The sequence below is a fragment of the Acinetobacter sp. TR3 genome (assembly GCF_027105055.1).
GTDB lineage: Bacteria > Pseudomonadota > Gammaproteobacteria > Pseudomonadales > Moraxellaceae > Acinetobacter.
Genome location: NZ_CP114264.1, coordinates 2,527,291 through 2,546,396 on the forward strand (window position 1 = coordinate 2,527,291; position 19,106 = coordinate 2,546,396).

The 19,106-nt window shown below is 39.5% G+C and carries 17 protein-coding genes and 1 riboswitch; of the genes, 7 read left to right on the forward strand and 10 right to left on the reverse strand.

What is annotated here, in order from left to right:
* Window positions 1–27: 27 nt before the first annotated feature.
* Genes O1449_RS11950 through trpA form a run of 4 tightly spaced genes read right to left on the reverse strand, consistent with a single transcriptional unit; the run spans window position 28 to window position 4,089 of the window.
* Complete coding sequence (locus O1449_RS11950; RefSeq protein ID WP_269238434.1) at window positions 28–1,119, reverse strand: SPOR domain-containing protein; 1,092 nt, start codon at window positions 1,117–1,119, stop codon at window positions 28–30.
* Window positions 1,110–2,396 carry a bifunctional tetrahydrofolate synthase/dihydrofolate synthase gene (gene folC / locus O1449_RS11955; protein WP_269238435.1) on the reverse strand — a complete coding sequence of 429 codons (1,287 nt, stop codon included), beginning with the start codon at window positions 2,394–2,396 and terminating at the stop codon, window positions 1,110–1,112. The genes O1449_RS11950 and folC overlap by 10 nt, the downstream gene beginning before the upstream one ends.
* Window positions 2,393–3,289 carry an acetyl-CoA carboxylase, carboxyltransferase subunit beta gene (gene accD, locus O1449_RS11960; protein ID WP_087535690.1) on the reverse strand — a complete coding sequence of 299 codons (897 nt, stop codon included), beginning with the start codon at window positions 3,287–3,289 and terminating at the stop codon, window positions 2,393–2,395. Before accD ends, folC begins: the two co-directional genes overlap by 4 nt.
* Window positions 3,286–4,089 (reverse strand): tryptophan synthase subunit alpha, encoded by an 804-nt coding sequence (gene trpA / locus O1449_RS11965; protein ID WP_087547066.1) that lies wholly within the window; start codon window positions 4,087–4,089, stop codon window positions 3,286–3,288. Before trpA ends, accD begins: the two co-directional genes overlap by 4 nt.
* A gap of 276 nt (window positions 4,090–4,365) precedes the next feature.
* Here trpA and O1449_RS11970 point away from each other — a divergent pair, with 276 nt between their 5' ends.
* Complete coding sequence (locus tag O1449_RS11970) at window positions 4,366–5,697, forward strand: Na+/H+ antiporter NhaC family protein (protein WP_087547116.1); 1,332 nt, start codon at window positions 4,366–4,368, stop codon at window positions 5,695–5,697.
* A 35-nt stretch (window positions 5,698–5,732) separates the two neighbouring features.
* Here O1449_RS11970 and O1449_RS11975 read toward each other — a convergent pair whose 3' ends face one another.
* Window positions 5,733–6,755, reverse strand: a complete 1,023-nt coding sequence (locus tag O1449_RS11975) for an AraC family transcriptional regulator (RefSeq protein WP_269238436.1) — start codon at window positions 6,753–6,755, stop codon at window positions 5,733–5,735.
* 118 nt (window positions 6,756–6,873) lie between these two features.
* Between O1449_RS11975 and O1449_RS11980 the strand changes: the two genes are divergently transcribed.
* A complete protein-coding gene (locus O1449_RS11980) occupies window positions 6,874–7,749 on the forward strand; it encodes a metal-dependent hydrolase (RefSeq protein ID WP_005162153.1) in 876 nt (291 codons plus the stop codon).
* Window positions 7,750–7,801: 52 nt separating this feature from the next.
* On the opposite strand, the gene O1449_RS11985 is transcribed toward O1449_RS11980, so the two are convergent.
* From O1449_RS11985 to O1449_RS12000, 4 genes are all read right to left on the reverse strand, one after another.
* Window positions 7,802–8,797: a DUF2804 domain-containing protein gene (locus tag O1449_RS11985; protein WP_269238437.1), complete on the reverse strand. Its 996-nt coding sequence runs from the start codon at window positions 8,795–8,797 to the stop codon at window positions 7,802–7,804.
* Window positions 8,798–8,815: 18 nt separating this feature from the next.
* Complete coding sequence (locus tag O1449_RS11990) at window positions 8,816–9,964, reverse strand: GGDEF domain-containing protein (protein WP_269238438.1); 1,149 nt, start codon at window positions 9,962–9,964, stop codon at window positions 8,816–8,818.
* 120 nt (window positions 9,965–10,084) lie between these two features.
* Window positions 10,085–11,329, reverse strand: a complete 1,245-nt coding sequence (trpB, locus tag O1449_RS11995; protein WP_005162160.1) for a tryptophan synthase subunit beta — start codon at window positions 11,327–11,329, stop codon at window positions 10,085–10,087.
* Window positions 11,310–11,969: a phosphoribosylanthranilate isomerase gene (locus O1449_RS12000; RefSeq protein ID WP_087547070.1), complete on the reverse strand. Its 660-nt coding sequence runs from the start codon at window positions 11,967–11,969 to the stop codon at window positions 11,310–11,312. Before O1449_RS12000 ends, trpB begins: the two co-directional genes overlap by 20 nt.
* A 117-nt stretch (window positions 11,970–12,086) precedes the next feature.
* Window positions 12,087–12,299: riboswitch (cobalamin riboswitch) on the forward strand.
* Window positions 12,300–12,336: 37 nt separating this feature from the next.
* Here O1449_RS12000 and O1449_RS12005 point away from each other — a divergent pair.
* The 3 genes from O1449_RS12005 to O1449_RS12015 all read left to right on the forward strand — a co-directional run bounded on the left by O1449_RS12005 (window position 12,337) and on the right by O1449_RS12015 (window position 15,584).
* Entirely contained in the window at window positions 12,337–14,160 is a 1,824-nt protein-coding gene (locus O1449_RS12005) for a TonB-dependent receptor plug domain-containing protein (RefSeq protein ID WP_269238439.1), read from the forward strand.
* Window positions 14,161–14,256: 96 nt separating this feature from the next.
* A complete protein-coding gene (locus O1449_RS12010) occupies window positions 14,257–14,844 on the forward strand; it encodes a cob(I)yrinic acid a,c-diamide adenosyltransferase (RefSeq protein ID WP_269238440.1) in 588 nt (195 codons plus the stop codon).
* 20 nt (window positions 14,845–14,864) lie between these two features.
* Window positions 14,865–15,584, forward strand: a complete 720-nt coding sequence (locus tag O1449_RS12015; RefSeq protein WP_269238441.1) for a glycerophosphodiester phosphodiesterase — start codon at window positions 14,865–14,867, stop codon at window positions 15,582–15,584.
* 29 nt (window positions 15,585–15,613) lie between these two features.
* Here the strand turns inward: O1449_RS12015 and O1449_RS12020 are convergent, their stop codons facing one another.
* The gene (locus O1449_RS12020) at window positions 15,614–16,141 is read right to left on the reverse strand and encodes an META domain-containing protein (RefSeq protein WP_269238442.1); all 528 of its coding nucleotides are present in this window, start codon (window positions 16,139–16,141) and stop codon (window positions 15,614–15,616) included.
* A 211-nt stretch (window positions 16,142–16,352) separates the two neighbouring features.
* Here O1449_RS12020 and O1449_RS12025 point away from each other — a divergent pair, with 211 nt between their 5' ends.
* Window positions 16,353–17,522 (forward strand): acyl-CoA desaturase, encoded by a 1,170-nt coding sequence (locus O1449_RS12025; protein WP_269228641.1) that lies wholly within the window; start codon window positions 16,353–16,355, stop codon window positions 17,520–17,522.
* A gap of 136 nt (window positions 17,523–17,658) precedes the next feature.
* Window positions 17,659–19,101, forward strand: coding sequence for a protein adenylyltransferase SelO (locus O1449_RS12030; RefSeq protein WP_269238443.1), 1,443 nt, complete (start codon window positions 17,659–17,661; stop codon window positions 19,099–19,101).
* Window positions 19,102–19,106 lie beyond the last annotated feature (5 nt).

A 19,106-nucleotide genomic window follows, 5' to 3' on the forward strand; every position in this document is an offset into this window, starting at 1 on the left:
AGCTTTGATCTCGTCGCCTATCTTTTGTTATCGCTGATCAAGTGGAACCCAATCAATCACCCACGCTGATTTCATATTTAAACTTTCATCAGAGGTAATTTTTTTTCGTGCGGCATCTGCAACATCTCGATCCTTCGATGGCCCAACCATGATACGAATTCCTTTTGAAGTCGGGCTTGTTGTAACCTTATAGCCTTTAGCACGCAATTTAGATACAACTGCATCTGCATTGGCTTGGTTGGCAGCCAATGCCACTTGTACCATCCACTTTTTATCTCCATTTTCCATGAGATCACGAGCCTTTTCAGCTTCGGCTTTTTTCTCAGCGTCAGCTTTACGCTTTTTCTCGTCAGCCGCTTTTTTATCAGCTTCTACTTTATGCTTTTTCTCGTCAGCCGCTTTTTTATCAGCTTCTGCTTTACGTTTATCTTCGGCAACTTTCTTATCTGCCTCAGCTTTACGCTTTTCTTCTAACGCTTTTTTATCTGCTTCAGCTTTACGTTTATCTTCCTCAGCCTTTTTTTCACTTTCAGCCTTACGCTTCTCTTCGGCTAACTTTTTTTCAGCGTCTACCTTACGTTTATCCTCAACTAACTTTTTTTCGGTATCCATTTTCTGCTGATCTACTTTTTGTTGTTCAGCTTTTTTCTTTTCTTCAACAAGTCGTTGTGCTTTAGCTTTATCATCTTCGCCAAGCTCTGGAGGAATGTTATCAGAGCTTTCCTGTTCGGCTGTACGGCGTGCATTAATTGCAGCATATTCTTCCGCAGCCTTGCGTGCCGCAGCTGCTTCTGCTTCTTGCTGCATTTTTAGAAAATCAGCTGCACGTGCTTCTTGTTCAGCAACGGCTTTCTCACGAGAACGGCGTTGTTCTTCAAGCAATCTTTTTTCTGTCTCGACATCTACGGCTAATGGTTGTAATGAAACCATTTCACCTTCTTGGGTCGATTGAGCTGTTTGAGTTTTAGGTTCTGTTTTAGGAATTGGGTGTGTAATTGCCGTTTGCGCTTTGTCATGTCCTATTTCGTCATTACCTTTAAGGAGTAATGCTGCCAATAAAACACCTCCACCCAATAGAACAACGCCTCCCATCCAGCGCTGTTTGTTATTCATTGACATTGTTCTAAATACTCCCAGACCGCTTCTAAGGTATGAAACGATCCACAGACTAAAATCAGCTGATTGTTATTACTTTGCTTCAGCACATCTTCAAAGGCTTGCTGGATATTGCTGTACTCATGTACTTGTTGACCTTGTAATGCATCATGCAACTGCGACAACACTGCTGCTCTAGGTACATTTAAAGGAGCAATAAACCAATCTTTTACGGTTGTTTTAAGTAAATCAGTGACAGATGAAATATCCTTATCTGCCAGCATTGAAAATACTGCGACAACATCTGTGTACTGTTTATTGTATTTTAAGAATTTTCGCAACTGATTCAATAGAAATTCGACACCATGTGGATTATGTCCAGCATCAAAAATCACTGTTTTGTCTTGAATTTGCCGTATTTCAAAACGACCTTGCAAACGTGCTTGCTGAATACCTGTTGCAATCGCTGCCTGAGAGACCTCAATACCACTCACCAGTACCGCTGCAACAGCAGTCGAAATATTATCTAATGCAAGCTGACCGATTGGCAGTTTTAACGTTGTGCCAGAGGATGCAAATGACCATGTTTGACCATCGTCATTAAGTTGATAAAAATAATCTCGATTCAGCGCATATAGTTCTGCTTGAGTTTCAGTTACTTTAGCTTGAATCGCTTGGGGTAATTGTTGTTGACCCGCAAATACCACTGGAATATTCGGACGAATAATCCCTGCTTTTTCGAAAGCAATTTTTTCTACTGTATCACCTAACCAATCAATGTGATCTAAACCAATATTGGTAATTACAGCAATATCAGGATCAATCACATTCACCACATCAAGGCGACCACCAAGACCAACCTCAAGCACCCAAACATCACATTGTTCTAACTTAAAAATGACAAAAGCAGCCAAAGTGGTTGCTTCAAAGAAAGAGAGTGATAAACCACATTCTCGGCGAGCTTGATCCACCAACACAAAGGCATCAACTAAGCTTTGATCATCAACTTCCAATCCTGCAAGTTTTACCCGCTCATTAAAACGATAAATATGCGGTGATTGATACAAACCAACTTTATAACCTTGTGCATTTAAAATTGCAGCGAGTGTCGTTGTTGTTGAGCCTTTACCATTCGTTCCTGCCACAGTAAAAACTTTTGCTTGAGGTTGCATAACTCCCAACTTTTCAGCAACGGGAATTACGCGCTCTAAACCTAAATCAATGCCTGTAACATGAACATGGCCCCAATAATCGAGCCATGTTGTTAATGTATCTGTAGAATGTGGTGCGTCCAGTTTCAAGGTAAATTCATCAGTTTAGCTACGAGTCTATATACAGTATCACGTAATGCATGACGATGAACAATTTGATCGACCACACCATGATCAAGCAAATATTCTGCACGTTGGAATGGTTCTTCTAACTTCTCGCGAACTGTTTGTTCAATGACACGTTTACCTGCAAAACCAATCATCGCTTTCGGTTCAGCAATATGTACATCACCTAACATCGCTAATGAAGCTGTTACACCTCCATAGACGGGATGAGTCAATACAACGAGGTATGGAACACGAGCTTCTTTCATTTTTTGAATCGCAGCCGAAGTACGCGCCATTTGCATTAAAGACAACATGCCTTCTTGCATACGAGCACCGCCTGAAGCAGCAAAACAAATTAACGGTTGATGGAGTTGAATTGCTCGTTCTGCCGCTTGAATAAAACGATCACCAACAACGGTCCCCATTGAACCACCCATAAAGTCGAACTCAAATGCACAAGCCACCAAGTCCAAACCTTTTAATGAACCTTGCATTACAACTAACGCTTCTGTTTCACCAGTTTTATCTTGTGCTTCACGCATACGCTCTGGATAAGGTCTGCTATCCACAAACTTCAATGGATCTTTCGCACTAAATTCTTGACCTAACTCTGCATTGACTTGATCAAAGAACCAATTCAAACGATCACGTGCGCGCATACGCAAATGCTCATCGCATTGTGGGCATACGTAGGCATTAAATGACATTGCCGTACGTGTTACTAAGGCATGACATTCAGGACATTCAATGGTTGGTTCCGTAAATGTTGCTTTGAATGTTTGTTGTTCATTCGCAACTTGAATACCAGGCACTTGACGCTCTGTCCAAGGCGTTGATGGGCTCAGAACCTTCCCTGCTGTTAATTCTTGACTCATACTAACTCATCGAGCGCGGCTCGAAGCTCCTTCACTTTATTCACCGTCTGTTGCACAGCTTCGTCTGCTGGCAATGTCGCAAAAGATTTAACGAAAGCACTTCCTACGATTACGGCATCAGCAACTTGACCCATTGCTTTTGCAGAAGCTGCATCACTAATCCCAAAACCAACTCCAACAGGAACGTTAGTCATGCTCTTAATTTTCGCAATACGAGCTGCTGCTTCAGAGGTATCTAGTGTTGCTGCACCTGTCACACCTTTTAACGACACATAGTAAACAAAGCCACTGGCTTGATTTACAACATGCTGAATACGTTTATCAGTTGATGTTGGTGCGAGTAAGAAAATTTGATCCATCTCATTTTGTTTTAAGACATCGCCAAATTGCTTTGATTCTTCAGGCGGTAAGTCCACCAAAAGTACACCATCAACACCACACTCTTTCGCATAAGCCACAAACTTTTCATAACCAATCACTTCAACAGGATTTAAATACCCCATTAAAACAACGGGTGTCGTTTGATCTTTTTCGCGAAATTCTTTCACCATATTCAAAGCATCGAGTGTGCTCGATCCACCTGCTAAAGCACGTTCAGCAGCTAAGGCAATCACTGGACCATCCGCCATTGGGTCTGAGAATGGCAAACCCAACTCAACTACATCAACGCCTGCTTCAACCATTTGATGAAGCAATGGAACCGTGACTTGTGGATGCGGATCTCCTGCCATAACATAAGAAACAAGCGCTTTACGGTGCTGAGATTTAAGCTGTTCAAAACGAGTGGCAAGACGTGACATAGGATTATGCTTTCCTTGATTTATATAAATTGAGGAGTTGTTTGTAGTCATACAATAACACTGCATTGTAACGCTATTTTTTGTTCATTGAACAGAGTTTGACGTGATTGCAGCAGTGAATGTTGCTACTTACAACTGCCCTGCTACATTTATCTATATTTTCAGCTTTTTCTCAATGATCAAAGCTTCCTAATTTTAGCTTCATCGAGGCTGATTTTAGAAATGAGCTCAGCTCCTTTATACTACTCGCAATTTTTAAGTTTTCTTTTTATTTTTATGTCTTCCCACACTCAGGAAAAAGTACAAAGCAATGCCCTTGCTTTGCTACCACTATTGGTATTTTTGATCATCTTTCTCGGGAGTGGTCTCTATCATTCAATGATCGGGACAGAATTTGCATTCTATCAAGTCAAAGCACCTATCGCAGCAATTCCAGCCGTTATTCTGGCATTACTACTTTATAAACAGAAACTCAATACGGCAATTGAGGAATTCCTACAAGGCGCTAGCCATCCAAATTTGATTTTAATGTTTATGGTATTTATGTTGGCAGGTGCTTTTGCCAGTGTCTCCAGTGCCATAGGCAGTGTCGATGCGACAGTACAGTTGGGACTTTCGCTGATTTCGCCTGAATTTGTGTTACCCATGTTATTTATTATTGCTGCGTTTATTGCAACAGCCATGGGAACGTCTATGGGCACCATCGCAGCTTGTGCACCAATTGCATTCGGTTTTTCCCAAGCAACAGAGATAGCACCTCTCTATGCCATAGGTGCAGTGGTGGGAGGCGCTATGTTTGGTGATAATTTATCTATGATTTCGGATACAACGATCGCTGCCACACGTAGCCAAAATGTTGAACTTCGAGATAAATTTAGGGTGAATGTGTGGATTGCCTTTCCTGCCGCAATCATTACATTAATGCTTTATATAATGATGAGTCACCAAACAGATTCCATTCCATCAAAACCTTATGATTTATTGCTTATTTTGCCTTATTTAGCTGTTTTTTTTCTTGCCTTTACACGCTTGCATGTACTTGCTGTATTAATGATTGGTGTTATTTTGTCAGGTGTGATTGGTCTCATTGAAAAACCTGAATTTGATTTATTAAAACTCAATAACTCAATTTATGATGGCTTTGTTGGCATGTTTGAGGTGGCATTACTTTCCATGTTGCTAGGTGGTTTGTCTACCCTGATGCAAAAAGAAGGCGGTTTGCAATGGCTTATTCAACGTATTTATACGATTACACGTCTATTCAAATTTGGCAAACAGCGTGCAGGTGAATTAGGCATGAGTTTTCTGGTCATATTCTCAAATTTATTTGTCGCCAATAATACCGTTGCGATTATTTTATCAGGAGATATGGCACGTGAAGTAGCGAAAGAATATGGTGTTGACCCTAAGCGAAGTGCAGCTTTACTTGATATTTTTTCTTGCGTAATCCAAGGAATTATTCCCTACGGTGCTCAATTACTGCTTGCTTGTTCAATTGCCAAACTTTCGCCAGTTGAACTAATTGGCAATATCTACTATTGCTGGATTCTTGCAGTGTGCGCAATCCTTGCAATTGTTTTTAATTATCCACGTTTAAAAACACGCTAAAAACAATCCATAAATCTCTTTAGCTTGCTTTAAAGTTAAAGAGATTTCAAAAACTGCTTGGGTGTAATTCCTGTCCAACGCTTAAACGCCCGCCCAAACGCACTTTGATCAGCATAATTTAAACGTTCCGCAATTTCTGACAATGATTTGCCCTGTTGCAAATACAGTTTACTTTGTTCCAAACGGTACTGATCTAAAATATCTTGAAAATTAAGCTGATAGGTTTTGAGTTGGCGTTGTAATGTTCGTTCTGAACAATGCAAACGCTTAGCAACATAACTGAGCAGTAGTTCTTCTTGCTGTAAAAGTCCTTGTTCAATATGCGTTTGTATTTTTTGACGGAACTGTTGTTGCTGAATCTCAAAAGAAGCAATGCTATTCAGTGATTGCTGAGCTTGAGTCGAGAGTACATGGTTTAATTGTTGGTCTGCAGCGATGCTTTTTGCTTTTAAAATTTGATTTGAAAAGCGAATTGCATATTGTCCAGCTTGAATTTGGATCGGACAACCATAAAATTTTTCAAAATGATATAAAGCTGTATGTGGTGCGTAACCAAATTGAATCATCTGTGGTGGAATGAGGGCATCTTGTACAATAGACTGAGAAATTTTAAAGATCAGCGCCAGATTTAGCTCATACATTTCCCGATAATCACTATAGGATGCTCCCCAAACAATTTGAATATAATCAGAAAACTGCTGAACATTCAGTTGTTCTAAATTCGTTTGTTTAAAGACTAAAGAATAATAACGTTGTAAAAGCTGTAACGCCTGTTGCAGATCTAAACTGGTTGAAGCCAAATATCCCATTAAACCCAAATCTTGCAAATTGGCATGTTCAGCCAATACTAATGTAATCGGTCGAGGGAAATAAGCTTGTGCCGATTGCAAAAGCAACGCATAACGTTCGACATCAAAATCATGCTCATCTGGATTTTGCAAGCAAGTATGAAAAGCTTGCCAAAGCTCAGGCGCAACAACTTTAGACAAATCAATGTGTTCTTGTTGTAAAACACGATTAAACAATCGCAAATATCCAATGATAATTTTAACTGACATATGCCGATCTCATCCTGATCTGTCGTTATTTGTATAAAACTTGGCTGTAACTGTCAAAACATTTCATCGGACTTTTTCCATACTGAGTTCATGAAGAAAAGACAAGGAATAGCAAAAAATGAATGCACATGTTTCCTATCAAGTTGAGCCAGTTGTTAGAACAAAACTAGATTTTCATTTAGATCAAGCACCACGTTTTTGGTTTGGCGGTGATCCATTTCGTACTCGTATGTTTGATGCATTAAGCCTAACCTTCCCTGATGGCGAACGCTATTTTATTGAATGTGTACGTTTATTCCGCGACAAAATTAATGATCCTGATTTGCAAGAGCGTGTGGCTGATTTTATTCGTCAGGAAGCACAGCATGGTATTGCACATGACAAAATGAATCAGATCATGAAAGAACAAGGCATGCCTGTAGATCAATTCACTGCACGTTTGAAAAAGATTTTTAGATTTGAATTAAAAAACCGTTCAGCTCAATATAACATTGCCATGACCGCGGCTGCAGAGCATTTAACTGCGTTAATGGCAGATACTTTTTATAGTAAAAAAGAAACTTTAGCGGAGGCAGATCCATTTGTTCGTGCGCTATTCGCTTGGCATGCGATTGAAGAAATGGAACATCGTGATGTTGCTTTTGATGTGATGAAGCAAGTCGGTGATGTACCTGAAGCAACTCGACGTTTTGCACTGCTCTTCACCACCGTTATGATGTTTGGTTTTACTTTGTATCGTACGGATGTAATGCTAAAAACTGATGGTTTTAATTTAAGACAACGCTTTGATATGGCACGTAAAGGTTTACCGTGGTTCTTCGGTCGTAACGGTATTTTGACTGCAAAAAGATCTCAATATAGTGACTGGTTTAAAAAGGATTTCCATCCAAATCAACATCCTGTTATTCGTCAGTACGATGTTTGGGTTGATACTTTAGCGAAGACCAATGATCCAATTGCTGCGGGTGAAGCATTCTGGCAAGCAGGGCTTTAATTCACGTATCAAAAGAATCCCCTTTGAATTTAGGGGATTCTTTCTGTCATTATCACCACTTCGCATAATGCTGTTCTAATAACCCATATTCTTGATTTAACATCACCAGTTCAACATTTTCATGTTCAATCGTACCGCAGACTTTCGCTTGCCATTGATTAAACTGGCTGCCAATCAAGCGTAGGTTAATATTCTCAAAACGACACCAACCCGTTTCAACGAGCAAATTCAATCGCTCATCTAAAGAGCGAATTGACCAACAATTTTCATTTTGCTGCTCAAATAAAATATCAGTGAGTGGATATAAACGACCATCGACCCACAACGTATTTTCATTACCAAAACTTTCATTGACACCTGATGCTAGATTCAAGCCAATACGGCGATCATTTACATCACGGAACTGACAAGACAACCAAAACCAAGCGGTTTCAGGTCGTAAAAAACCACAAGTATCATCGAGTGCAGCAAGACTATACGCATTGAACTCGATCTGCTGTTGATCTGGGCTAATGAAAAAGCCTTCTACTGCCAAAGTGGTTTGTTTTTGCGTATATGTCCAACCATTAATCCCTGTTGGGCTACATAAACTGAGTGCATCCGTACCTGCACAAAAAATACGCGCTTTCAGTTGTACTTCGCCATGTTTGGTCACTTGGATATAACGCACACCATTGGCGTGTTGCATATCAAATTGATAAGCCGATTTTTTAAAATAGCTTTGACTAAATAAAGGTTGTTCATCGAGTTGGGTTTTCAAAGCTAATGGCTGAATCGCATTCCATTCGATTACTTTTTTAGAAAGATGATCATAAACATAGAAAAAGCCATGCCCTGCCCATGATAGATCGACAATCGCCACACCAATACTGTAGTGCCCATGCTGCAAACCACAAAATTTAAATTTTTTATATTTAAGCTGCTTACGCCAGCCTTTTAGTACTTGGCCATAAGGCGTTTTATAAATATAGTCATCCAAATTGATCTGTGAAGGTATCTGATCAAAACGCCCATAACGAGGCTGACCATTTTTCTGTATCAATTTCACAAGATTTCCCCAACTCAATTATAACGTAAATGCCGTTCTGACCTGATTTTTACCATTCCGTTTGGCTTGGTACATCGCCTTATCTGCTTGCTCAAACAAGCCTGTATAATCAAAACCACTAAAAGCTGTACTGCTCACCCCAAAACACGCCTTGATATAAAGCATTTCATTTTCTTTCACTTCAACTGCGGTCTGCTCTAATGCTTTACGACATATCTCTGCCACCGACACTGCATTTTCAATAGAAGTAAATGGTAATAAAATGACAAACTCCTCACCACCATAACGTCCAATTACATCACTGGCTCGTAAATTTTTTCGCAGTATATTTGCGACATGTTTTAAAACCAAATCTCCTTGATGATGTCCATATTGATCATTAATATTTTTAAAATTATCAATATCCACCATAATCAACGAGGTTTCACGCTGGGTAATATGTGCCTGCTGCATCTGTAAATCAATAATCTCATTGACCCCACGGCGATTCAACAGCCCTGTTAACTCATCAGTACAACTGAGTTTTTCTATTTTTGAATTATAGCGCCGCCAACGCTCCACACTAATATCAAACAAGGTGATGGTGAATGCAGCATACAAGGTGGTATAAAACATGGAGTAAATAATCTGGGTATTTTGAACATCCTTATGCAACAAGGTATAAGGTTTATAGGCCAGCGCATAATCCAGATACCCAGTCACCGTCAGCACAGATAAAAGGTAATATACGGCAACATAGACAATCAGGCCAAAATACACCACAAATCGGGGATATAATAATAATGCAGTCAGTATAATCCCCATGAAGATCACCCCATTAAGGAGATTTAACAGTCCAATACCTATAGGTAAACCCAACAATGAACATGGATAATAAACAGACAAAAACAACACATAATAAATATGTGCTTCTGGTTTATTTTTAATAAAAAAGCCAAATAAAATTAAGAAAGTATTTAGAACAAATATACCAGGATATAACCACTGAAATTTAAGTAACAACCCTGTATTTGCCAAAGGATGATACATATACTTTATTTGCATAAAATAGATGATCACGGCGGTAAAACTGGCATACCACAATATGGCCTGAGATTTTTTAACCAAATCCCAGTCCAGCATTGCAAGAAAAATTTTATTGATATATTTGAGTAGAGGGTATTTCATCCTCCGCAGTCCTGTATGATTATTATCGTGTTATACGTCCATGTACAACCAGTCACAACATAAATATCGATGTTGTCTAGGGACACTATTTGTACAATACTATCATACAAATATTCGATATTATAAGTCGACCATCGGAATACCATCAATTTTCGCAACGGTCATTAAGTCTTTATCGCCACGACCTGAAACTGTTGCAATAATGATTTGGTCTTTTGACATCGTTGGGGCAAGTTTAGTGACATAAGCCATCGCATGTGAACTTTCAAGCGCAGGAATGATGCCTTCAATCTGTGTTAAATCACGGAAGCCTTGTAAGGCTTCATCATCTTTAATTGGAACATATTCAACACGATGCATATCTTTTAAGAAACTATGCTCTGGACCAACACCTGGATAATCCAAACCTGCTGAAATACTATGTGTTTCAATAATCTGACCTTGCTCATCCGACATGAGGTAAGTACGGTTACCATGTAATACACCCACATGGCCTGCATTCAATGGCGCTGAGTGTTTGCCTGTTTCAATGCCGAAACCTGCCGCTTCAACACCGTACATTTTCACATCCTGATCATTAAGGAATGGATAGAACAAGCCCATTGCATTTGAACCTCCGCCCACACAAGCCACCAAGGCATCAGGTAAACGCCCTGCTTGTGCTTGGATCTGTTGACGTGCTTCACGACCAATGATTGATTGGAAATCACGTACAAGCTGTGGATATGGGTGTGGCCCAGCAACCGTACCAATAACATAATAAGTCGTATCAACATTGGTGACCCAATCACGCATCGCTTCATTCAATGCATCTTTTAAAGTTTTGGATCCGCTTTGCACTGGTACAACTTTTGCGCCAAGCAAACGCATGCGATAGACATTCATCGCCTGACGTTTTACATCTTCAGCTCCCATGTACACCACGCACTCCATACCCAAGCGAGCAGCGATGGTTGCGGTCGCAACACCATGTTGACCAGCACCTGTTTCAGCAATGATACGTTTTTTACCCGACAGTTTTGCCAATAAAGCCTGACCAATCGTATTATTTACTTTATGAGAGCCAGTATGGTTTAGGTCTTCACGTTTTAAGTAAATTTGCGCACCGCCGAGGTGCTGAGACCATCGTTCAGCATGATAAAGTGGACTTGGACGACCAACATAAAACGCAAGATCACGGTCAAACTCTGCTAAAAACTGAGCATCATTTTTCATACGACCATAAAGACTTTCTAAGTCTTCAAGTGCAGCCATAAGCGTTTCTGACACAAAACGCCCACCATGAATACCAAAATGTCCCTGAGCATCTGGAAACTGGGTGTAGTCAATCGCCTGATTTTGTTGACTAAGGTTTTGCTGATCCACGTTGGACTCCTTGCATAAATTTTTCAATGAGTTGTTGGTCTTTTATACCTTTAGCGGACTCTACGCCTCCGCTGACATCCACAGCAAAAGCTGCTGTAGTATCAATAGCGTCACTCACATTTTCAGGGGTTAAGCCCCCTGCCAAGATTAGTGGAATATCAAGTTTTGGAAATTTATTCCAATCGAAACAGTGACCTGTTCCACCTTTTAAATCAGGATGCCACGCATCAAGTAGAACCGCACTGGCTCCCAAAGCTTGATAGCGTTGAATTTCGGTCAAAATGTCTAAATCGGGTTTAACCTGAATGGCTTTGTACCAACGGCGTTTGCAATGCAACGCAATTTGTCGGCATTGTTCAGGTGTTTCATCACCATGTAGTTGTAATACATCCAACGGAACTGAATCAAGCACTGTTTGGATTTCTTCTGCGCTTGCATTTACAAATAAACCGACCAACTGAACATAAGCGGGTACTGAGCTTGCCAAAATTTGCGCTTGTTCAATACTGACATGACGTGGGCTTGGGGGAAAGAATACCAATCCAATCGCATCTGCTCCTGCTTGTACAACAGCCTCAACATCTTGAGTTCGAGTAATTCCACAAATTTTGGCACGAGTTCGCAATTGTGTTTGACGCATTTGATGTCCAATTTGAGAAGGCTATTTACTACTCTCACATTGTAAAGCAATTTGACAGAATTTGGGCAAAGTTCATTTCCAAATGCAATTGTTTAAAAAAGGTGAACACTTTATACTTTGCTCAATCTCGCAACAAGTCTAAAGCAAATTCTTTTGCTTATAGGGAAGTTGGTGCAAATCCAACACTGCCCTCGCAACGGTAACACCGAATTATTAATCTCAGCTAAACGCCAAATCACTGCATCTGAATGATGTGGGAAGATGATTAATAGCATCGTCATTGTGATGATATAGTGAAGTCCGGAGACCTGCTTGTTGTTTATTTCCACTTTAACATTCACGACGGGTGAATGTATGGAGCGACATCATGTCTACTATTTTTCAACCGACACGCTTAGTTGGTGCTATCGCTATTGCGATGGGGTTTTCTTCAACTACTTTTGCTCAAGATCAATCAACGAATAAAACAGCAACACTTGATACGATTGTTGTGACGGCATCTCGTACTGAACAAAAAGTCAGTGAAGTTCCTGCTCGAATCAATATTATTGAACCAAAGATTCTAGAACAATCTCCAATTGCCTCTTTACCACAATTACTCCAAACCGATGCTTCGATCAACATGGTACAAAGCGGCGGATATGGACAAATGGCATCTATCTTTTTACGTGGTGGTAATTCAAACCAAACGCTTGTTTTAAGAGATGGCGTCCGTCTAAATTCAAATACTTCTGGTACAGCATCATTACCATTTATTGATACAACTGATATTAAGCAGATCGAAGTATTAAAAGGTCCTGCATCAGTTTTATATGGTACTGATGCAATCTCAGGTGTAGTTCAATTGATTTCTAAAACACCAGAGAAAAGCGCTGCTTTTGTAACAGGTGAAATTGGTGAAAATAAAACTTATAAATCTGTAGTCGGTGCAGATCTGGCTGAAAATGGTTTCTATGCACAGATTCGCGGTCAACGCCTTGAAACTGATGGAACACCTGTCAAAGATATAAAAAATGCAGCCGATGCCTCATTTGATCAAAAAGGCTATAGCGCAAAAATTGGTGTAGAAAAAGAACAGTACGCAGCTTCTGTTGATTATAGTGAGAACCAAGGTTATAGCGATTACGATAGCTCTGGCAAACTCGTTTCTCAAGATTTTAAAAATGAAATCATTAACATTAAAGGACGTTTAAATATTCTTGAGAATTTAGCTCTACATGCCCGTTTTTCTCAATTCAAAGATGAAATAGATCAAAATAATTCAACAGATTTTGTCCATAGTAAAACGCAAGAATCTGAAATCTATGGTCAATGGGGCTTTACACCAAATCAAAAGCTTCTAGTTGGTGCAACACATCGAAATATTGATGGTGATGTGATCTCCTATGGAACACCATATCAAGAAGATATTGATTCAACAGGTTATTATATCCAACACAAATATGATCAAGCAGGATTAAACACTCAGGTTGGTATCCGTGTAGAAGACAATGAAAAATTCGGCACACATACTGTTGCTCAAGGATCTGCTCGTTATCAAGTGCTACCTTTAACCAGTGTTTATGCAAATATCGGTTCAGCATTTAAAGCACCAACTTTAAATGATATGTATGCTTTTGGTGGAAATCCTGACCTTAAACCAGAAGAAAGCTTGTCTTATGAAATCGGTCTAGACCAAAAACTGGCTTACAATATTTCAACAGGTTTATCTCTTTATACAACAGAAGTAGATAACCTGATTGCTTTTGATGGCGTTCTGAATCAAATGAGTAACGTTGAAAAAGCTAAAATGGAGGGTAGTGAGCTATATGTGAAATGGCAAGGTGAAAACCTATTTACAAATTTAAGTTATAACTATGTTCGCGCTAAAGACAAGAAAAATGATGAAGATTTAAGTCGTCGCCCTCGTCAGAAAATTTCCTTGACTGCTGGTTGGGCAGATGAACAATATACTTTCTCGACCACAATGTTAGCGAATGGTGATTATGACAACAGTGCCTTTGACAATGTTCAAATCCCTGGACACTTCCGTGTAGATATGCATGGACAATATAAAGTGAATAAAAATGTAGATGTTTTTGCGAACATTCAAAATGTCGGCGATTCAAAATATCGTACAGCCTATGGTAGCGGTAGTTACTACATCAACGGTGGTCGCCAAGCTTCAGCGGGTGTCACATTCCGTTACTAATCGCGTAATCGAGACAATAAAAATATTTTCTTAACTCCAATTTCGGGGTAATGTTCTGACCGACATTATCCCCTTTTTTATTTGTAGGACAGTTTCATGGGACATCGTTTAAGTAAAATCTATACACGTACAGGCGATTCAGGTACAACAGGTCTTGGGGATGGCTCACGTGTCGCTAAAGATGACTTACGAGTTAATGCGCTAGGTGATGTAGATGAACTCAATGCCACGATTGGCGTGCTTCGTGCACAAATCAGCGCATCTCAAATTGAAAATAAAGCTGATTGGGATAAAAGTTTAAGCTTGATCCAACACTGGTTATTTGATTTAGGCGGTGAAGTTTGTATTCCCAACTATCATTTACTCCAACCAATTTGTATCGAATTTCTCGAAAAAGAAATCGATCACATGAATGAATCTTTACCAATGCTCAAAGAGTTTATTTTACCATCAGGTAGCCTAGCATGTAGTTATGCACATCAAGCTCGTGCCGTATGCCGTCGTGCAGAACGCACTTTGATGTCAGTACACAATCGTGATCAAAATATTCAGGCAACCGCATTACAATTACTGAATCGCTTATCGGACTGGTTGTTCGTTGCTTCACGTGCTTTGCAGCGTGCAGAAGGCGGTAGTGAAGTGCTTTGGCAAAAAAACATTAATGATAGTATTGATAAAGCATAATTATTCTAAGGTAAATCAAAATGCGAATTATTGGTCATCGTGGTGCACGAGGCGAAGCACCTGAAAATACGTTAGGTGGTTTTCGCTATTTGCATGATTTAGGTATACGTGCAGTTGAATTTGATGTACGCCAACTTAAAGATGACCAATTGGTTGTAATTCATGATGATGATTTTGTTCGTACCACGGGTAAATCACATCATGTTGAAAGCTGTAATTTATCTGAAGCTCAGCAATTTGATCATCGCCACCAATGGCAGGCGTGGGCATTTGAAGAATACACACCTAGCCTGCCCCACGTGATGGCTAGTTTAACTGACTTTGAACATATTGAAGTTGAAATTAAAGCAGTTGCAGATGAAGCAGCGGCTGAGCGTTTAATTCTAAAATTACATCAAGATCTAGTCGACTTTGAACAGGCTGCTACGATTACCAGTTTTGATGTGAAAATTTTAGCTGCATTACAGCAATACCAAAGCCATTTTAAACGTGGTCTGTTGGTTGAAATCCCGATTGGGGAATACGCAATCGAGCTTGCTCAACAATATGAGTGCGACCAAATTGGTTGGAAAGATCAACTCGCAACCGATCAAATCATTCAGTTTACACAGCAAGCTGAACTTGCTGTGAGTGTTTGGACAGTTAATGAGGTTGAACGTGCCAAATATCTACAACATTTGGGCATTCAAGGCTTGATCACCGATGTTCCGAGCATCATGTTGCAACATCTAACTTTATAAAAATATGGTATTTATTCCGACAACTAATTTTATTTTTTAGATTGCGCCTGAATTAAACGCTGTCCTTTTGCATCTAATAAATACAAATTCGTCCCTTCAATTTGGAAATGTTCAATCCGCTGCATCGCATCCATCAGATCTGCTTCTTGTGCGAGTGCTTTATCACAACTTAAGTGCTGCGCTCTCACATCAAAACTCATTTTCCTTTGGCTAAGATCATATTGATAACTTCCATAAATATTATTGCAGCCCGTATGACCTGAAATGGTTTTAGTCACTGAATTCAGCATAAAACTTGGGTATTGATTGAAGAATAAAACACGTTTATTTTGAATCATGGTTATTTGCCAATTCACCTCTTGAATGCCATCGTTGCTTTTACGAACTTGCATAGGAGGCAATTCACTTACACGTTTGGGATGTAAGCTATTTTTAGTGATCTGTGTCGGTTGACTTTGGCATGCAGTAAGTAGCAAAGCACAAGATAATATTAAAGTTTTGTGAAAAAAATTATTCAAAGAATAAATTGTATTTTTCACGCTTATTTGTTCTGACATTGATTTATTTCGCCTTTTAATTTATTGATTAATTCAACAAACGAATTCTGTTACTGTTCTTTCAGTACAACTGTAGAATAATACTAGTGTTATCTAATCTGAGCATGCTAATATCGAGCATAAAATAGCAATATATCGTCATGATTGGTTTTGCTATCTCGTTTGGTTTTTATATCTTGTGTAAACAAGGTTTTTAGGAGCGCTGACGGATATGACTTCCGCCCCACTCAAGAAAGCACCCATTAATTGGATTGCAATTTTCGCATTGGTATTTTTACCAGTTGTTGCACTCATTTCGATTCCAATTTATACCTATTATCATGACTTTAGTATGGGCGCATGGATTAGCATGTTTGTCTTACTAGGTGTAAGCAGTTTAGGTATCACTGCTGGCTATCATCGCTTATGGGCACACCGTGCTTATGAAGCAACCCTACCTTTAAAAATCATTCTTATGATTATGGGTACTTTTGCAGTTCAAAATAGTATCTTATTTTGGGCTTCAGGCCACCGTACTCATCACCGTCATGTTGATGATATCGATCAAGATCCTTATTCGATTAATAATGGATTCTGGTATGCACATATGGGTTGGATGTTACGTAACTACCCTGCTGCCGAACCAAATTATAAAAACGCACCTGATTTGTTAAATGACAAATTAGTCATGTTCCAAGATAAATATTATGTTCCTTTAGTTATTGCTGTCCATGCAGGTATTTTGTTGCCTGTCGGTTGGTTGGTTGGTGATATCTGGGGTGTATTACTTTTAGGTGGTTTAGTTCGTTTGTTCCTTAGCCATCATGTCACCTTCTTCATTAACTCTTTATGTCATATGTGGGGTAAACGCCCTTATACTGACGAAAATACCGCACGTGATAATTTTATCTTAGCAATTCTCACTTGGGGTGAGGGCTATCATAACTATCACCATATTTTCCAATACGATTATCGTAACGGCGTAAAATGGTGGCAATATGACCCTACAAAATGGTTAATTTGGACAAGTTCTAAGTTAGGTTTAGCCAAAAATCTACGTCGTATTCCAAGCTTTAATATCCAAAAAGCAGAGCTTGCGATGAAGTTTAAATATGCTGAACAAGACCTCGCGATTTATGGTCACGATGTAAATACTGATATCGCTCAGATGAAACAACGTATTGCTCAAGAATATGAAGCATTTACCAATACATTAAATGATTGGGCTAAATTGAAAGAGCAAGAACTACAAGCGAAAAAAGCGGCAATGGCTGAAAAAATCCATCAAATGGATCATAAGCTTAAAGTTGATTTCCAACTGCTTGAACATCGCCTTGCACACCATCGTGAATGTCTAGAAACTTTAGTGCGTAATATCAAAAAGGCACCAGTTTCAGAATAAAAAACACTCAATAAAATGGTCTCTTTAGAGGCCATTTTTTATGCCTATTTACAGACTCAGTTCATAACCACAATTCACTATTTTAGACCTATCTTTGTTATAGTCATCATTCAGCTTCTTGTCATGATATTGACCTATGCATTTCAATCCTCGCTATTCATCTCTCAATTCAAAGCTTTATCATCAACAGCAACCAAGTCCTTTACGTGGTGCAAAAGCAGGTCATTTCAATAAGGCTTTGGCAGATGAGTTACAATGGAGTGAAGAAGACAAAGCCAATTGGGTCGAGATTTGTAGTGGGCAAAAAACTTTTGCTAAATTCACTCCCTTGGCAATGGTGTATGCAGGTCATCAATTTGGTCAATGGGCAGGTCAATTAGGTGATGGACGTGGTTTATTGATTGGACAAATTCTAAATCAACATGGACAAACCATTGATCTACACCTCAAGGGGGCTGGCTCTACCCCCTACTCTCGTATGGGTGATGGTCGTGCCGTACTTCGTTCAGTTATTCGAGAATACTTAGCTGGACATGCACTCAATGCGCTTGGCGTAGCATCTAGCCATGCCGTTGGTTTCACCACATCTACACAAGGTGTACAACGTGAAACCTTAGAACTCGGCGCAATGTTGTTACGCACGTCTGAATGTCACATTCGCCTCGGTCATTTTGAGTGGATCAATCAATATGCACCTGAACTTTTAACTGAATTTACGCAAAAGTGTATCGAATGGCATTATCCAGAATGTTTAGAAGCTGACAATCCAAACCTTGCGTTTGCTAAAGCTGTCATTGAGCGTACAGCAATCATGATCGCCAAATGGCAATTGGTCGGTTTTGCGCATGGTGTGATGAATACCGATAATTTGAATATTACAGGCTCAACCTTAGATTTTGGTCCTTATGGATTTATGGAACGCTTTCGACCAAACTGGATTAATAACCACTCCGATTACCAAGGTCGCTATACCTATCAAAACCAACCGAGCATTGGACATTGGAATTTGTGGACATGGTTGAACAATCTTATTCCTTTAGCTAAGCCTGAGCATAAAGAACAATTCAAACACGATTTAGCAACTTGTTTAGAACAGTTTGAGCCGACCTTCTTACACCACTATGGTCAAGGACTCTGCGAGAAGATTGGACTCCCCCATTTTCATAAAGACAGTTTAGATTGTAGTTTTGCATTCTTACGGATTTTACAAACGGAACAACTCGACTATACGCAAAGTTTTATTCGCCTACAAAACAAGGCATATAAAGCACTCCGTGATGATTGCTTAGATCTACGTCAGTTTGATGCTTTTCTCCATCAATATCAGGAGAATCGCAAAACTCAAGATACAGATGAATTAGATCGAGTTATGCAAAGCGCTAATCCACATTATATTTTACGCAACCACATGGCACAAAAAGCGATTGAACAAGCTGAACGTGGTGATTTCAGTGAAGTTGATCGTTTATTTAAGCTACTCAATCAGCCTTATCAAAAACAGCCAGAGTTGGAAACTGAACAAGATACTGCACCTTTACCAAGTGATGTGCCTGAAATTTCAGTAAGTTGTTCATCGTAGAAGAT

Coding starts and splice junctions, on each gene's coding strand:
- O1449_RS11950 (WP_269238434.1), bottom strand. CDS start 1,119: ATGTCAATGAATAACAAACAGCGCTGGATGGGAGGCGTTGTTCTATTG.
- O1449_RS12020 (WP_269238442.1), bottom strand. CDS start 16,141: ATGTCAGAACAAATAAGCGTGAAAAATACAATTTATTCTTTGAATAAT.
- O1449_RS12030 (WP_269238443.1), top strand. CDS start 17,659: ATGCATTTCAATCCTCGCTATTCATCTCTCAATTCAAAGCTTTATCAT.
- O1449_RS11970 (WP_087547116.1), top strand. CDS start 4,366: ATGTCTTCCCACACTCAGGAAAAAGTACAAAGCAATGCCCTTGCTTTG.
- O1449_RS12000 (WP_087547070.1), bottom strand. CDS start 11,969: ATGCGTCAAACACAATTGCGAACTCGTGCCAAAATTTGTGGAATTACT.
- O1449_RS11975 (WP_269238436.1), bottom strand. CDS start 6,755: ATGTCAGTTAAAATTATCATTGGATATTTGCGATTGTTTAATCGTGTT.
- trpA (WP_087547066.1), bottom strand. CDS start 4,089: ATGTCACGTCTTGCCACTCGTTTTGAACAGCTTAAATCTCAGCACCGT.
- O1449_RS12025 (WP_269228641.1), top strand. CDS start 16,353: ATGACTTCCGCCCCACTCAAGAAAGCACCCATTAATTGGATTGCAATT.
- O1449_RS11980 (WP_005162153.1), top strand. CDS start 6,874: ATGAATGCACATGTTTCCTATCAAGTTGAGCCAGTTGTTAGAACAAAA.
- O1449_RS12010 (WP_269238440.1), top strand. CDS start 14,257: ATGGGACATCGTTTAAGTAAAATCTATACACGTACAGGCGATTCAGGT.
- accD (WP_087535690.1), bottom strand. CDS start 3,289: ATGAGTCAAGAATTAACAGCAGGGAAGGTTCTGAGCCCATCAACGCCT.
- O1449_RS11990 (WP_269238438.1), bottom strand. CDS start 9,964: ATGAAATACCCTCTACTCAAATATATCAATAAAATTTTTCTTGCAATG.
- O1449_RS12005 (WP_269238439.1), top strand. CDS start 12,337: ATGTCTACTATTTTTCAACCGACACGCTTAGTTGGTGCTATCGCTATT.
- O1449_RS12015 (WP_269238441.1), top strand. CDS start 14,865: ATGCGAATTATTGGTCATCGTGGTGCACGAGGCGAAGCACCTGAAAAT.